Source organism: uncultured Maricaulis sp., from assembly GCF_963975345.1.
Lineage (GTDB): Bacteria > Pseudomonadota > Alphaproteobacteria > Caulobacterales > Maricaulaceae > Maricaulis.
The window spans coordinates 29,454-43,083 of record NZ_CAXBGE010000012.1 but is presented as its reverse complement, the minus strand read 5'-3'; the positions used below and the strand labels follow the sequence as shown (position 1 = coordinate 43,083).

At 60.7% G+C, this 13,630-nt stretch carries 16 protein-coding genes; 13 read left to right on the top strand and 3 right to left on the bottom strand.

Going from position 1 to position 13,630, the window contains the following annotated elements:
• Positions 1-31: 31 nt before the first annotated feature.
• On the bottom strand, positions 32-439 hold the full coding sequence (gene msrB / locus AAC029_RS13080; protein WP_339748503.1) for a peptide-methionine (R)-S-oxide reductase MsrB: 408 nt from the start codon (positions 437-439) through the stop codon (positions 32-34).
• The gene (locus AAC029_RS13075) at positions 420-1,733 is read right to left on the bottom strand and encodes an MFS transporter (RefSeq protein ID WP_339748501.1); all 1,314 of its coding nucleotides are present in this window, start codon (positions 1,731-1,733) and stop codon (positions 420-422) included. The genes msrB and AAC029_RS13075 overlap by 20 nt, the downstream gene beginning before the upstream one ends.
• Before the next feature lie 161 nt (positions 1,734-1,894).
• Between AAC029_RS13075 and AAC029_RS13070 the strand changes: the two genes are divergently transcribed.
• Both AAC029_RS13070 and AAC029_RS13065 read left to right on the top strand, forming a co-directional pair.
• The gene (locus AAC029_RS13070; protein ID WP_339748499.1) at positions 1,895-2,326 is read left to right on the top strand and encodes a hypothetical protein; all 432 of its coding nucleotides are present in this window, start codon (positions 1,895-1,897) and stop codon (positions 2,324-2,326) included.
• 646 nt (positions 2,327-2,972) lie between these two features.
• On the top strand, positions 2,973-3,629 hold the full coding sequence (locus AAC029_RS13065) for a hypothetical protein (protein WP_339748497.1): 657 nt from the start codon (positions 2,973-2,975) through the stop codon (positions 3,627-3,629).
• A gap of 211 nt (positions 3,630-3,840) precedes the next feature.
• Here the strand turns inward: AAC029_RS13065 and rnk are convergent, their stop codons facing one another.
• Entirely contained in the window at positions 3,841-4,284 is a 444-nt protein-coding gene (gene rnk / locus AAC029_RS13060; RefSeq protein ID WP_339748494.1) for a nucleoside diphosphate kinase regulator, read from the bottom strand.
• Between the two features lie 396 nt (positions 4,285-4,680).
• On the opposite strand from rnk, the gene AAC029_RS13055 reads away from it, so the two are divergent.
• From AAC029_RS13055 to AAC029_RS13005, 11 genes are all read left to right on the top strand, one after another.
• Positions 4,681-5,772 carry a DUF2336 domain-containing protein gene (locus AAC029_RS13055; RefSeq protein ID WP_339748492.1) on the top strand — a complete coding sequence of 364 codons (1,092 nt, stop codon included), beginning with the start codon at positions 4,681-4,683 and terminating at the stop codon, positions 5,770-5,772.
• A 173-nt stretch (positions 5,773-5,945) separates the two neighbouring features.
• On the top strand, positions 5,946-6,449 hold the full coding sequence (locus AAC029_RS13050) for a Na+/H+ antiporter subunit E (protein WP_339748489.1): 504 nt from the start codon (positions 5,946-5,948) through the stop codon (positions 6,447-6,449).
• The gene (locus tag AAC029_RS13045; protein WP_339748486.1) at positions 6,449-6,763 is read left to right on the top strand and encodes a monovalent cation/H+ antiporter complex subunit F; all 315 of its coding nucleotides are present in this window, start codon (positions 6,449-6,451) and stop codon (positions 6,761-6,763) included. The genes AAC029_RS13050 and AAC029_RS13045 overlap by 1 nt, the downstream gene beginning before the upstream one ends.
• Positions 6,763-7,134, top strand: a complete 372-nt coding sequence (mnhG, locus tag AAC029_RS13040) for a monovalent cation/H(+) antiporter subunit G (protein ID WP_339748484.1) — start codon at positions 6,763-6,765, stop codon at positions 7,132-7,134. Before AAC029_RS13045 ends, mnhG begins: the two co-directional genes overlap by 1 nt.
• Complete coding sequence (locus AAC029_RS13035) at positions 7,131-7,718, top strand: DUF4040 domain-containing protein (protein WP_339748482.1); 588 nt, start codon at positions 7,131-7,133, stop codon at positions 7,716-7,718. The genes mnhG and AAC029_RS13035 overlap by 4 nt, the downstream gene beginning before the upstream one ends.
• The gene (locus tag AAC029_RS13030; protein ID WP_339748480.1) at positions 7,715-8,173 is read left to right on the top strand and encodes a Na(+)/H(+) antiporter subunit B; all 459 of its coding nucleotides are present in this window, start codon (positions 7,715-7,717) and stop codon (positions 8,171-8,173) included. The genes AAC029_RS13035 and AAC029_RS13030 overlap by 4 nt, the downstream gene beginning before the upstream one ends.
• Position 8,174: 1 nt before the next feature.
• Complete coding sequence (locus tag AAC029_RS13025) at positions 8,175-8,606, top strand: cation:proton antiporter subunit C (RefSeq protein WP_339748478.1); 432 nt, start codon at positions 8,175-8,177, stop codon at positions 8,604-8,606.
• Positions 8,606-10,129 carry a monovalent cation/H+ antiporter subunit D family protein gene (locus AAC029_RS13020; protein ID WP_339748475.1) on the top strand — a complete coding sequence of 508 codons (1,524 nt, stop codon included), beginning with the start codon at positions 8,606-8,608 and terminating at the stop codon, positions 10,127-10,129. Before AAC029_RS13025 ends, AAC029_RS13020 begins: the two co-directional genes overlap by 1 nt.
• 3 nt (positions 10,130-10,132) lie before the next feature.
• Positions 10,133-11,611, top strand: coding sequence for a proton-conducting transporter membrane subunit (locus tag AAC029_RS13015; RefSeq protein WP_339748473.1), 1,479 nt, complete (start codon positions 10,133-10,135; stop codon positions 11,609-11,611).
• Positions 11,608-11,913, top strand: coding sequence for a hypothetical protein (locus tag AAC029_RS13010; protein ID WP_339748470.1), 306 nt, complete (start codon positions 11,608-11,610; stop codon positions 11,911-11,913). Before AAC029_RS13015 ends, AAC029_RS13010 begins: the two co-directional genes overlap by 4 nt.
• Entirely contained in the window at positions 11,906-13,618 is a 1,713-nt protein-coding gene (locus tag AAC029_RS13005; protein ID WP_339748467.1) for a Na(+)/H(+) antiporter subunit D, read from the top strand. Before AAC029_RS13010 ends, AAC029_RS13005 begins: the two co-directional genes overlap by 8 nt.
• Positions 13,619-13,630 lie beyond the last annotated feature (12 nt).

Genomic DNA, 13,630 nt, shown 5'->3' with positions numbered 1-13,630 from the left:
CCCTGGCTAGCCATTAGACTGCTGTTAAGTGTCAGTCCTGCCCGGCATCGGCGTGAAAGTCGAGCACGCCGCCATTGGTGCAATAGCGCTGACCGGTCGGCGGCGGTCCGTCAGTGAAGACATGACCCATGTGGGCGCCGCAATTGGCGCAGTGAATCTCAACGCGCGGATAGCGCAGTTTGTAATCCGTGCTGGTCGAGATCGCGTCCGGTTCGGCGGGCTGCCAGAAGGAGGGCCAGCCCGACCCGGACTCGTATTTATGCGCCGAGGCAAAAGCGCGCTCGCCGCAGACGGCGCAGTGAAAGCTTCCGGCGCGTTTCTCGTTATTGAGCGGGTGAGAGAAGGGCGGCTCGGTGCCTTCGGCGAATGCAATCGCCTCGGTAGCGGGGTCGAGGGCGGCGCGCAGGCGCGCAATTTCGCTATCGGTCAGCCTTGGCATGAGCGCTCTCCTCGGATGCGGTGATGGGGGCGACCGGTTGGCCGCGCTTGATGGACCATATAGGCGTTGTGAGGCAGATCAACACCAGCACAACTGCAAGCCCGGCCATCGGGATCAGGGCGGCGATGTGTGGGCCGGTGGCGCCGATCAGGAAACCCATGATGACGGCGCCGGCCGGCATGCCGCCAAACAGGCCGAGCTGATAGACCGACATCACCCGCGCCAGCTTGGCGGGCGGCGCCTGTTCCTGCACGACAGACCGGCTCAGCGAGATCGCGACACCGGCTCCGAGGCCCCAGAAAAACACCAGCACATAGAGCGCCCAGAGCGGCATCGGCAGTGCGAATGCGCCCAAGGCCGCAACGGTGACGCATTGCGCCAGGATGACGGCGCGGCCCGGCCGCTCGATCTGGCGCAGATTCGCCAAAGCGAGATTGGCCGCCAGCGCGCCGAGCCAGAAACACACCATCAAGCTGGCGATCTCCTGGAAGCCGCCGCCATAGGTCTCGCGGATCAACAGGGGAATGAGCACCAGAAAGCCGCCGCCGACGACGAGAAAGCCGATCGCGACCATGATCGCCGTCATCGGCATCAGGACCGGTGAATGGATCACGGCGCGCCAGCCATCGACCAGATCGGCCATCGGGTGGGCGGTGGAGCGGCCACGATTTGAGGCCAGGCGCGGGATGAAGGCCGCCGCCAGCCCGCCCAGGATCAAGCCGGCCCCTTGTAGCGCGAACAGGGCTGCCGGTCCCGTCCAGGCCGCGAAATAGCCGACCCCCATGCCGGCGATCTGGGAGGCGAATTGCACCGTCGAGGTCAATACGATAGCGCGTTGCAGATCGATCCCGCCATGACGCGTCCTGGCGGCGATGCGGACGATCGGGTTGATGGCGCTGTCGCGGGCCGGCATCACGAAGCCACCGGCGACGCCGATCAGCAGCGCAAAGCCGACCATCGTCCAATAGGAGAGCCGGTCCGTGAACAGCAGGCCGGCGAGGGCCAGCGCGCTCAGGCCAGCGAAAATGTAGAAATAGAACAGGATGCCGCGCCGGTCGCGGCGCTCGGCCAACACACCGGCCAGCGGCAGCAGCAACATCATCGGCGCGGTCAGCGCCGCTTGGGCGATGCCGAGCCGCTCGGGGCTTTCGCCAAGGGTGAAGGTGATGACGCCGGGAAACAGGGTCGTCTGCAGCCCGAAACTGAAGAACCAGCAGGCCACCAGCGCCAGATAGGCACCGAAGGGCGGAAGCCGGAACTTCCGGTTGCGGGCGAGGGTATCGAACAGGGGCAAGGGCTCAACATTGATCGAGTTTCGAAGTTCATCACGAATATATCACTGTGATCGTGAGTGAATGTGACTGGCGTCATGGACTGTCTAGCAACATGTTGGCGCCAAGCAAGTTTTCTCGATCCGCAATGGAAAACTCTTCCTCAACGCCTGGAGCGATTGCCATGAAATATTTCCGTATCGGCCTTGGTATTCTTGTCGCCGCCTTCCTGGTCTTTATGGGCGCGCAAAAATTCGGCGCCGCCAATCCGGTCTTTGCCTATATCGCCGCGACCTCGGGGATCGAATTGTTCGAGCCGGTGATCCGTCTGATGGTCGGTGTCGGCGAACTCACCGCCGCAGCGCTGATCCTGCTCGCCACATTCACCGGACGCCTGCGCGGCGTGGGAGCGCTGCTTGCCGCTGGTGTAACGGGCGGCGCGCTCGGCTTCCATCTCTCCCCCTGGCTCGGCATCAACGCCCCGGTCGCCTTCGCACCGGGCGGTGGCTATGAGTTCAGCCCGATGCTGTTCATGATGGCGGTGCCGTTCTTTGTGCTATCGCTGGTGCTGGTCTGGCTGGACCGGGATGCGTTGCGCAAGCTGCTCGGGCGGTGAGATATTAAAGGACACAGCAAAATCTCCACGCCGCGAGCGGCTGGAGGTTTAAGTGGTTCCCCTCGCAAGGGGGGGAGATAGTTAAGTCTGGAAGTAAATGTGTGTGAGAGATATCGATCCCGCACTCGTGGAGCAGGTCGTCGACGTTTCGCAGCGAGAGCGGAAAGCGGATGTACATCATCACCGCTACGCGGATGATTTCGAGCGACGCTTGAAATATTTGAATGGATTGCGCTTCGAGCGAAGCTAGGGAGCGCTGACCGCGCACTCAAGCGGTTTCAAGCTGACAAGCCCCGCTCTTGAACTTCCTTGGCATTGGCCTCGAGCCGCGCTGATTTATCGCCAAGCTTCGATTTTCGCGCCATCTGAACACTCGTCCTTCATGCCATCGGAATGTGCCGAAATATCACCGCATCGCACCATTCTGGAACGTCGCAATAACGTTATTGAGGGATTTATGGCGAATGACATTTCCACACGGGTTTCACGACGCGAATTGACTGAATATCGTCGACTGTCGTGAAGCCGACACCTGAATGGCGCGAAAGGGCTGGGCCGTGTCTGGACCAAAATACTACAACGTCATGACACGAAACCTCTAGATCGACAGCACCGAATGTCGTTTTCTTCGATTAAGGGGAACCAAATGAACGATCACGCCGATATGAAAAAAACAGACTCATTGGAAGTACGATTATCAAAGCGCGAAAAAGACAATTTCTTGGATGCGGCTACACGGCGTAACACGACCGCCAGCTCGGTGATGAGAGCGGCAATCTCTCGATACTCCAGCGGCAGGTTTTATGTTCACTGGGTTTGGTTGCCGCTGGTAGCAGCGACTAGCATTCTGATCGCATTATTTGCGATAACCGTTTTGGGTTTGGGAAACGTGTTCGCATCTCCCGTCGTTGCGGTTGGAGTAGAAAGCACGGCGTGGCGAATTGAGATGATGGTTGTTCCTGCAGCCGATGTTTCGACAACCACCGGATTAGGTAACTCGTTTCAACTTGCCACAATATTGAACGAGGAGACCATTCTCGGACAGCTTTCAACTGACACCGTTGATGCGCTGATGGGTGATGAACAGTCAGTCGACAAGGCAATCTCAATATCTATGCAGGTCGCTGCGACAAGCGAGGTCGGCGTATTTCGGTACCAATTTGATTTTAATGTCATCGATGTCGATGGACGCGTTTTGGAGACCCGATGGACTTATGCAGTAAATGCTAGTGCTGGTGGAGTTTCTCGGATCATCCAAACCCTTGATGGTCGCGGAATTTTCTCCGTTATCATTGTGTCCTAACCGCGAGCGATCGTAATAATCTAAGCCTGTCTCAAGGTGTCGCTAGGTGGTGAGAGCGACATAAAAAACGGGGACACTCACCAATAAATTTGATGATACGCCCGTTAATTCAGGCGCTTAGAAACTTAAATATGGTGAGTGTCCCCGTTTTTGGCAGGGGCGAACCCGCACGGTGGCGCGTTAATTATTCCTGTCCCCTTTTACCGTGCCCTCAAGTTTGCAATTCACCGGCAGCCGGGGCTTTGGCGGCGTCGCCGGGTTGGGTGACGCTTTTGACGGTCAGGCGGTGGACACGGCCGTCGCGCGAGGTCCAGTCGATCGTCTGGCCGGCGGAGAGCCCGATCAGGGCGGCACCGATCGGGGTGAGGATCGAGATCCTGTTGGCTTCGATATCGGCTTCGCCCGGGAAGACCAGGGTGACATGCTTGTCATCGCCCAGATCGCTGGTGAAGCAGAGGCTGGACCCCATGCGGATGATTTTCGACGCGATCTTGCCATCGGCAACGATGCGGGCCCGGTCGAGTTCGACGAGCAGGGGTTCGGCGACATTGGCGGCGCTGTCGGGCAGGGAGTCGGCGAGGCTCCACAATCGTTCATGATCGGAGCGGGTCATCGTGATGGCGGGCTTGAGTTTGCGTTTGGTTGCGGCAGCCATGGGCTGACCTCCTCATAAGAACTGGAGCCGCACGCGTGCCTGGGGCATCGCGACGGTCAAACTGTGAAATCTGGAAACTGTGCCGCGTATCGGGCCGGCTTGTCAGCGATGCGTGAACCGCATTGTGAAACGCCAGCCTATGCGCCCCCGACCGGGGCGCGACGCGACCGGGCCGAGGGTCAGATGCCCGCGATCGGACACACCCGTGAAGAAGTCGAAAGCCGTCGTTGGGTCGCGTTCATGGCTTCAAGCTGTAGCCTGCGCAAGGCCAATGTCAAGCGGATCAGCCTACCCCGTTTTGCTCTCGCAGCAGTGCGCCTGCACGCCGCGCGTACCATTCATTAACAAGACCCGGCCATTCTGTTGGCGCAGATGAAACGGAGCAGACGGGTCGCAATGGCGAATGCCGAGTCATATGAGCTGAATCAGCCGGCGCCCCAGCGTGCGCGCGATGTGTTGGCACGGCGGCTGGCCGATATTGTCGGTCTGCCATCGAGCCGGCTGACGCCCGGTGAGCGCTGGATCGTGGCCGATCTTCTGTATGATATCCTGCGCGCCAGCGATGCCTCAATCCGGCAGCGTTGCGCCCGCCGCTTGGCCGGTCTGATGGAGGCGCCGCCGCGACTATTGCGCGTCCTCGCCTGCGACGAGTTTGAGATCGCCCAGCCCATCCTCGAAGATTGCCGGGCATTGACCGATTTTGACCTGCTCGAAATTGTCCAAACGGGCAGCCTGCAGCACCGGATGGCCGTTGCGCGCCGTGAGGCGATCAGCGAGATCATCTCCGCCGCGCTGGTGGCCAGCAGCGAACCGCCGGTGATCGAATGCGTTTTGAAGAACATGACCACCGCGCTGGCGGCCCCCACGGTCGACCGCTTGGTCGGCGCGGCCCAGGATGAGCTGCGCTATGCGACGCTTCTGATCCGGCGCCCGGAATTGCGCCCGGCCCAGGCTTTCCGCCTGTTCTGGGGCTGCGAACACCGCGAGCGCTTCCAGATCCTCGAACGCTTTGCCGTCGATCGCACGATCCTGATCGATTCGACCGAAGATATTTTCCCGATGGTGTCGGTCGAAGGCTGGGACGATCCGCTGGTCTCACGGGTGCTGCGCTATATTGATCGCCGCCAGCGCAATCGTGAGGCCTCCGACCTGAGCCCTTACGGGTCGCTCGAGGGCGTCATCGATACGTTTTGTCTTGAGGGTGCGCAGCCGGAACTGGTTTCGGAGATCGCGATTCTGGCCGGGATCCACAAACGATTGCTGACCCGGATGCTCGACGACATGGCCGGTGAAGCCCTGGCGATCCTGTGCAAGGCGACGGGGCTGAAATGGCCGGCTTTCGCGGGCTTCTGGACCGGTTTGGGGCGTTCGGCGCAGCATGAAACCGTCGAGCAGGCGCGCAAGGTCTATGACAGCCTGTCGGTCGAAAAAGCACAGACCGTTCTGCGTTATTGGAACCTGTCCGTTGAGGATGGCGACAAGCGCTGAACTGGCCAGCCGCGCTGTGGCTCGCATCGATGACGCTCGCTCGCCCCTGACGCGAAACGCCCCGCTGATCCTCGCCCAACAGGCTATCTGCGATTATCGCTGCGCTTGTCTGGTCAAGCCCTAAATCTCGGGTTAAAAGCCCAAGCAAGCGAGGATGTGTGCGGGGAGTTTCCATGGCTTACGGCGCCGGTTTGACGGTTATTCTGACCCTGCTTTGGCTTACCCTGTCGGGCCAATACACACTGTCGGGCGAGTATCCGCTGGTGATCGGCTTCGGCGTGCTGAGTGTCATCGGCACGGTCGCTCTGGCCTTCCGGATGCGCATTGTTGACCGTGAGACCGTGCCGATCCTGCCGAGCCTGCCGCTGATGATCTATTGGCTGTGGCTGGGCCGCGAAATCCTCAACGCCAATCTGGCTGTCTTGAAACTGGTGATGCGTCCAGAGATCGATGTCGAGCCGCGTCTGGTTCGGGTGCCGGCCGAGCAGCGCTCCGGACTGGGACACGCCGTGTTCGCCAATTCGATCACACTGACGCCCGGTACAGTGACGGTTGATGTCGAGGAGGACGGCTTCCTGGTCCATGCTCTCGACACCAGCTTTACCGATCCGCTCGGTTTCGCAGAAATGGGCGCCCGCTCGGATGTCGCATCCGACGGCAAGCGGAAGGTCTCGTGATGGGCGTGTTCAATTTTGTGATCGCGCTCGGCATGGCCGGTGCGATGGCGATCATGCTGGCGCGCCTGTTTGCCGGGCCGACCCTGTATGACCAGATATTGGCGGCCAATTCCTTCGGCACCAAAACGATTCTTTTCCTGCTGGTTTTCAGTGCGCTGTCCGGGCGGCAGGACGCGATCGATATCGCCATGCTGTATGCCCTGATCAATTTCGTCGCGACAATCGCGATCCTGAAATTCTTCCGCTACCGCTCACTCGATGTGTCCCTGGCCCAGATGTCGATGCGACGTGCCGCTGACGGGGAGGATGCGTGATGACCCTGGCAGAGCTTGTACATCATCTGATGTTTGCCCTGAGTGTCGCCTCGATGTCGGTGGGCCTGATCTTTGTGCTGGCCGGCGCGATCGGCGTTATCCGTCTGCCCGATTTCTACACCCGGATGCATGCGGCCGGTCTGACCGATACGTTGGGCGCCGAATTGGTGATTCTCGGCCTCGTCCTGCAGGCGGGCGACTGGCAGACCATGGCCAAGCTGGGCCTTGTGGCGCTGCTGCTCTTTCTGACCAGCCCGACGGCGACCCATGCCGTGGCCAATGCCGCTCACCGCGCCGGCCTCAAGCCGGACCTGGCGCGTTTCAAGCCGGCGCACCCGCGCGAGCTTGAGCAAGAGGACGGCAAGGCATGAGCGATCTGACGCAATATCTCGACTATGCCCTGATCGCGATGCTGCTTGCGGTCGGTCTCGCCATTGTGAGGCTGCGCAATCTGTTTGCCGTCGTGATGTTGATGGGCGTCTACAGCCTGCTTTCGGCGGCCTGGTTCGTCTCGCTCGACGCGGTCGATGTCGCCTTTACCGAAGCCGCTGTTGGCGCCGGGATCTCAACCGTCCTGCTGCTCGCCGCGATGCTGCTGACCGCTCGTGAGAGCGAGCCGACCAAGCCATCGCGCCATTGGGCCGCGCTCGCTGTCGTGGTCGCAGCAGGGGCAGCCTTGCTCTATGCCGTGCCCGATATGCCCATCTATGGTGATCCTAATTCGCCGGCCAATGCCTATGTCGGGCTCCAATATCTGGAGCGGACACCTGAAGATATCGCCGTGCCGAATGTCGTCACCGCCGTGCTGTCCAGCTATCGCGGCTATGACACGCTCGGCGAGACCAGCGTGATCTTCACCGCTGGCCTGGGTGTGATCCTGCTGCTCGGTTTTGGGACCAAGCGGCGTGACCCGAAAACAAAAACAAAACCAAAAAAGGGGAAGGCGGCGCGATGAATCCTCACCTGATCCTGCGAGTCGTCTCCAAGCTGCTGATCCCGATGATCGTGCTGTTTGGTCTCTACGTGCAATTCCATGGCGATTTCGGTCCGGGCGGCGGGTTTCAGGCCGGTGTCATCGTCGCCGTCGCCGTCATCCTTTACGCATTGATCTTCGGGATCGAAGAGGCGCGCCGCGCCGTGCCACCGGTCGCACTGCGCTTTGGCGCCGCTTTCGGCCTGCTGCTCTATGCCGGTGTCGGCATCGCGGCGATGTTGATGATGGGGGCTGGCGAGCACCTGAACTATCTCGATTACGACGCGCTTCATCCCGACCAGGCTCACCATACCGGTCAGCATTACGGCATCATGCTGATCGAGATTGGCGTGCTGTGCACGGTCGCTTCGGTGATGTTGTCGGTGTTCTACGCCTTTGCCGGGCGGATCCCCGATATTCCGGACGAGGACTGGTAAGATGCTCGATATCCTGCTCGAACGGTTCAATTACATCCCGATCCTTATCCTGATGATGACGGGTCTGTATGTGGTGTTCGCGACCGGCAACCTGGTCAAGCGCATGGTCGGGCTGTCGCTGTTCCAAACCTCGGTCGGCCTGTTTTATATCAATATGGCCAAGGTGTTTGGCGGTCAGCCGCCGATCCTGCCGGAGGGTCATGCTGCCCCTGCCGGTGACCATGCGGCCGCTGCCGCAGGCCATGTCGCCGAGGCGGCGCTGTATTCCAACCCCTTGCCCCATGTGTTGATCCTGACGGCCATCGTCGTCGGTGTCGCGACACTGGCGGTCGGACTGGCTCTGGTGGTGCGCATCCGGGAAGCCTATGGCGTGCTTGAAGACGACGCGTTGAAAGCGGCCGATTATTCGGATGAGACGGGAGCTGCCGGGTAATGGATATTCTGGCCCATCTTCTGCCGGCGGCGATCGCCGCGCATGCGCCTGTGCTGCTGGTTGTGATCCCGCTGATCCTCGCACCGATTGCCGCCCTGATGCCCAATGGCCGGCTGGCTTGGGGCGTTGCCTTGCTCGCCGCGATTGTCGCCGCAGTGCTCGCCCTCGTCCTGCTGGGCGAAGTCTCGTCGGCCGGGGTGGTCAGTTATCATCTCGGTGGCTGGGCGCCGCCGCTGGGTATCGAATATCGCGTCGATGCACTGAATGTCCCGATCCTGGTTCTGGTGGGCCTGATCGGCCTGTTGTGCGCGATCTACGCCTTGCCTTCCGTGGCTGACGAGATCGAACCGTCCAAGCAGCCGATGTTCTATTCGGCTTTCCTGATCTGTTTTACCGGCCTGCTCGGCGTGACCATCACGGGCGATGCCTTCAACGTCTTCGTCTTCATGGAAGTGTCCTCGCTTTCGACCTATGCCCTGGTCGGCATGGGCGGCGGCAAGGATCGGCGGGCGCTGACGGCGTCGTATAACTACCTGATCCTCGGCACGATCGGCGCGACTTTCTTCGTGATCGGCGTTGGCTTCCTCTACATGGCGACCGGCACGCTCAACATGGCTGATATCGCGCGTGTGCTGGCGGAGAATGGCCACACCCGGGTGACCGAGGCGGCCTTTGCCTTCATCGTGGTCGGACTGGGCTTGAAGGCGGCGATGTTCCCGCTGCATGTCTGGCTGCCCAACGCCTATACCTTTGCGCCGAGCTTCTTTTCCGCCTTCCTCGCCTCGACGGCGACGAAAGTGGCCTTCTACGTCCTGATCCGCTTTTTGTTCTCGGTCTTCCATCCGGAAGTCAGCTTCGTGGCGATTGCCTTTACCTGGATATTTGCCGTGCTCGGCACGGTCGGCATGATCGTCGCCTCGGCACAGGCGATCTTCCAGATGGATCCGCGCCGCGTGCTCGCCTACTCCTCGATCGCCCAAGTGGGCTATATGATGCTCGGCCTCGGCATGGGCACGAAAGCGGGCCTGTCGGCTGGCCTGTTGCACCTGATGAACCACGCGATGATGAAGGGTGTCCTGTTCATGGCACTCGGCGCCTTCGCGCTGAAATTCGGTGTTCGCAGTGTTGCCGGCCTGGCCGGTCTGGGACGCACCATGCCGGTCACGGCCAGTGCCTTCACGGTTGGCGGAATGTCGCTGGTTGGCGTGCCGCTGACGGTCGGTTTCACCTCGAAATGGTATCTCATCATCGCGGCGCTCGAAAAGGGCTGGTGGTGGGCCGTCGCGGCGTTGATTTTCTCGTCCCTGCTGGCGCTGGTCTATGTTGGCCGGATGCTGATGGCGATCTGGATGGAAGAGCCGCCGACCCATCACGGCAAGGTCGTGGCGGAGACGATGGCGCCTTGGACGATGACCGTGCCACTGCTGATCCTGGCCTTTGCCAATGTGTATTTCTTCTTCGACTCCGCCCCGCTGGTGAATCTGGCGCAGGCGGCGGCCGAAGCCATGATGGGAGGGCGCTAGCCGATGTGGACTCCCGAACTGGCTCTGGCCCTGGCGCTGGCCATTCCGTCGCTTGGCGGCGTCATGGTCGCTCTGCTTGGCAATCGTCCGAATTTCCGGGAGGGCGCGACCCTCGTCGCCGGCGTGCTGCTGGCGCTCAATGTCGCCTATCTGGTCGAGATCGCGCCGAGCAATCCGACCCTGGTTCTCGCCTCGATCGCACCCGGGCTGGAGCTGACGTTCACGCTCGAGCCGCTGGGGGCGCTGTTCGCCGCCGTGGCGAGCGGGCTTTGGTTAGTCAACTCATTGTATTCCATCGGCTATATGCGCGGAAATAATGAGAAGCATCAGACCCGTTTCTATGTCTATTTCTGCATCGCGATCGCGGCAGCGATGGGCGTGGCCCTGTCGGGCAATTTGCTGACGATGTTCGTCTTCTATGAAGTGCTGACGCTCTCGACCTATCCGCTGGTCACCCATAAGGGCGATGCGGCGGCGCGGCGTGGTGGCCGGATCTATCTGACCCTGCTGCTAGGCACTTCGATCGGTCTGCTTTTGCCGGCGGTGATCGCGACACAATTCCTCGCCGGTTCGACCGATTTCGTCGCCGGTGGCCTGCTGGCGATCAATAATGCGACGCCGCTGATTTCCGGTATTTTGCTGGTGATGTTCGCGTTTGGTATCGGCAAGGCGGCGCTGATGCCGGTGCATGCCTGGCTGCCCAATGCGATGGTTGCACCGACGCCGGTGTCCGCTTTCCTGCACGCGGTCGCCGTCGTCAAGGCGGGTGTGTTCGCCATGCTCAAGATCGGCACTTATATCTTCGGACCGGCCCTGATCGCGATGACACCGACGGCGCTGCCGCTGGCCTGGATCGCCGCAGGCACAATCGTTCTGGCCTCGCTGATCGCGCTGACCAAGGATAATCTCAAGGCGCGGCTGGCCTATTCGACGATCAGCCAGCTGTCCTATGTCACACTGGCCGTGATGCTCGGCTCGCCGCTGGCCATGCTGGGCGGGGCGCTTCAGATCGTGATGCACGCTTGGGGCAAGATCACGCTCTTCATGAGCGCGGGTGCGATCTATACCGCGACCAAGAAGACCAATGTCTCGCAGCTCAACGGGCTTGGCCGTCACATGCCGTGGCTGTTTGGCGCCTATACGATCGGGGCGCTGTCGATCATCGGCCTGCCACCACTGGCCGGGATGTGGCCGAAGCTGTTCCTGCTGCAAGGCACGTTCGAGTCCGGACATATAATCCTGGCGGTGGCGCTGGTTGCATCCTCCATCCTCAATATCGCCTATCTGCTACCGCCTTCGGTCCGCGGCTTTTTCGAACCGCCGGAAGAGGCCAAGCTGAAGAAGCCGGCACCGATGCTGGTGATCCTGCCGCCGGTGATTACAGCCGCTGGCGTCATCGTCCTGTTCTTCCTGATCGGACCCTTGCGGGATTATCTCCTGCCCGTGTTCGAGCCGGTCGCGATTGTCGAGTCAGCGCTATGAGTCTGAAACCCAGCAAAAAAGACGATCCGGTCCATCCGATCGCGCGGCCGTTTTTGTGGCTCGAGTCGAAATGGTTCACCGCCAGCCTGGTTTGGGTGCTCGGCGCCTTGGCCATCGGGCTCGGCGCCATCGATTTCGTCCATCATCGCCATGATTATCTGGAATTCGCGCAAATGCCGGGCTTCTACGCCCTGGCGGGGTTTGGCGCTTTCGTGCTGGCTGTGATGGGGGGCTGGTTCGTGATCCGCCGTTTCCTCGGCCGCGAGGAGAATTATTGGGATGGGGAGGCCGGCGATGAGTGAGCTCTTCACCCATATCTCTCCGGCTTGGCCGATTATTTTTGGCGGCTTGATTGCCGCTATCGTCCCCAACAATAATGTCCGCAAGGTCTTGGCCCTGCTGGCGCCGATCCTGGCCGGCTGGTGCTGGTACTCGCTGGAGTTGGGGACCTATGGCGTCGTGGAGTTTGGCGGTTTCACCCTCGAAACCCTGCGTTATGACGCGATCAGCCGTATTTGGAGCCTGATCTTCATCATCGCCGCCTTCCTCAACGGGCTCTATGGCCTGCACGAGAAAGACCGCGTCACCGATGCGGCCGGGCTGATTTATGCCGGCGGTGCACTGGGTGCGGTCTTTGCCGGCGATCTGATCACGTTGTTCATGTTCTGGGAGCTGACGGCGATCTCTTCAGTTTTCCTGATCTGGAGCGCGCGCAACAAGGCAGCGACCAAGGCCGGCCTACGCTATCTGGCGATTCATGTCCTGTCGGGTGTCTTGTTGCTGGTGGGCGCCATTATCCATGCCGGTGAAACGGGTAGCTGGGCCTTCGATCATATTGGTCTGGATTCGCCGGGCGGCTTCCTGATCTTCATCGCCTTCGGCATCAAATGCGCCTTCCCCTTCCTGCACAACTGGCTGCAGGACGCCTATCCCAAGGCGACGGTGGTTGGCACCGTCATCCTCTCTGCCTTCACCACCAAGATGGCGATTTACGCCTTGTTGCGTGGTTTTTCCGGCGAAGAGAGCCTGATCTATATCGGCGCGATCATGACCGTCTTCCCGGTCTTCTTCGCGGTGGTCGAGAATGATCTGCGCAAGGTGTTGTCCTATTCGGTCAATAACCAGCTGGGCTTCATGGTCGTCGGCATTGGTATTGGTTCGAATCTGGCGCTCAACGGTACCGCCGCGCACGCCTTCGCCGACATCATCTTCAAGGGCCTGTTGTTCATGAGCATGGGGGCCGTGCTGCACCGCGTCGGCACCACCAAGGCATCCGAGCTGGGTGGATTGTTCAAATCCATGCCGCTGACGGCCTTCTTCTGCATCATCGGCGCGATGACGATTTCGGCCTTCCCGCTGTTTTCGGCCTTCGTCACCAAATCCATGATCCTCGCCGCTGTGGCCGAGGACGGGCATTGGGTGGTGTGGATCATGCTGCTGTTTGCGTCCGCCGGTGTGCTCGAGCACTCGGGCATCAAGATCCCGTATTTCGCCTTCTTCGGCCATGATAGTGGCCGGCGTGTCCGCGAAGCGCCGGTCAACATGCTGATGGCGATGGGGCTGGCGGCGCTGATGTGCGTCTATCTCGGCATCAATTACGGCAAGCTCTACGATCTTCTGCCGTTCCAGGATGCGATCTACGCGCCTTATACCTTCGACCATATCGTCGGACAGATGCAGCTCTTGCTGGGCGCGATCTTCGCTTTTGCGCTGCTGATGCGGATCGGGGCCTATCCGTCAGAGAAGCGCTCGGTCAATCTCGACTTCGACTGGGTCTATCGCCGCTTTGGCGACAGTCTCGCCCGTTGGGTGTGGCTGATGCTCGACCGGATGTCGGCGGCGGCAGGCAATGCCTGGGATCGGGCGATGCGCGGAATTGGCGGTCGGCTGTATCAGGTATTCAGTCCTATGGGCACGCTGAGCCGGGATATCCCCAGTGGGATGTTGGCGATTTGGACCAGCGCATTGCTCGCCATCGTGTTGATTATCGCCTATTTTTCTCCCTGATATTTCAGTGGG

Coding starts and splice junctions, on each gene's coding strand:
- msrB (WP_339748503.1), bottom strand. CDS start 439: ATGCCAAGGCTGACCGATAGCGAAATTGCGCGCCTGCGCGCCGCCCTC.
- AAC029_RS13070 (WP_339748499.1), top strand. CDS start 1,895: ATGAAATATTTCCGTATCGGCCTTGGTATTCTTGTCGCCGCCTTCCTG.
- AAC029_RS13065 (WP_339748497.1), top strand. CDS start 2,973: ATGAACGATCACGCCGATATGAAAAAAACAGACTCATTGGAAGTACGA.
- rnk (WP_339748494.1), bottom strand. CDS start 4,284: ATGGCTGCCGCAACCAAACGCAAACTCAAGCCCGCCATCACGATGACC.
- AAC029_RS13055 (WP_339748492.1), top strand. CDS start 4,681: ATGGCGAATGCCGAGTCATATGAGCTGAATCAGCCGGCGCCCCAGCGT.
- AAC029_RS13050 (WP_339748489.1), top strand. CDS start 5,946: ATGGCTTACGGCGCCGGTTTGACGGTTATTCTGACCCTGCTTTGGCTT.
- AAC029_RS13045 (WP_339748486.1), top strand. CDS start 6,449: ATGGGCGTGTTCAATTTTGTGATCGCGCTCGGCATGGCCGGTGCGATG.
- mnhG (WP_339748484.1), top strand. CDS start 6,763: ATGACCCTGGCAGAGCTTGTACATCATCTGATGTTTGCCCTGAGTGTC.
- AAC029_RS13035 (WP_339748482.1), top strand. CDS start 7,131: ATGAGCGATCTGACGCAATATCTCGACTATGCCCTGATCGCGATGCTG.
- AAC029_RS13030 (WP_339748480.1), top strand. CDS start 7,715: ATGAATCCTCACCTGATCCTGCGAGTCGTCTCCAAGCTGCTGATCCCG.
- AAC029_RS13025 (WP_339748478.1), top strand. CDS start 8,175: ATGCTCGATATCCTGCTCGAACGGTTCAATTACATCCCGATCCTTATC.
- AAC029_RS13020 (WP_339748475.1), top strand. CDS start 8,606: ATGGATATTCTGGCCCATCTTCTGCCGGCGGCGATCGCCGCGCATGCG.
- AAC029_RS13015 (WP_339748473.1), top strand. CDS start 10,133: ATGTGGACTCCCGAACTGGCTCTGGCCCTGGCGCTGGCCATTCCGTCG.
- AAC029_RS13010 (WP_339748470.1), top strand. CDS start 11,608: ATGAGTCTGAAACCCAGCAAAAAAGACGATCCGGTCCATCCGATCGCG.
- AAC029_RS13005 (WP_339748467.1), top strand. CDS start 11,906: ATGAGTGAGCTCTTCACCCATATCTCTCCGGCTTGGCCGATTATTTTT.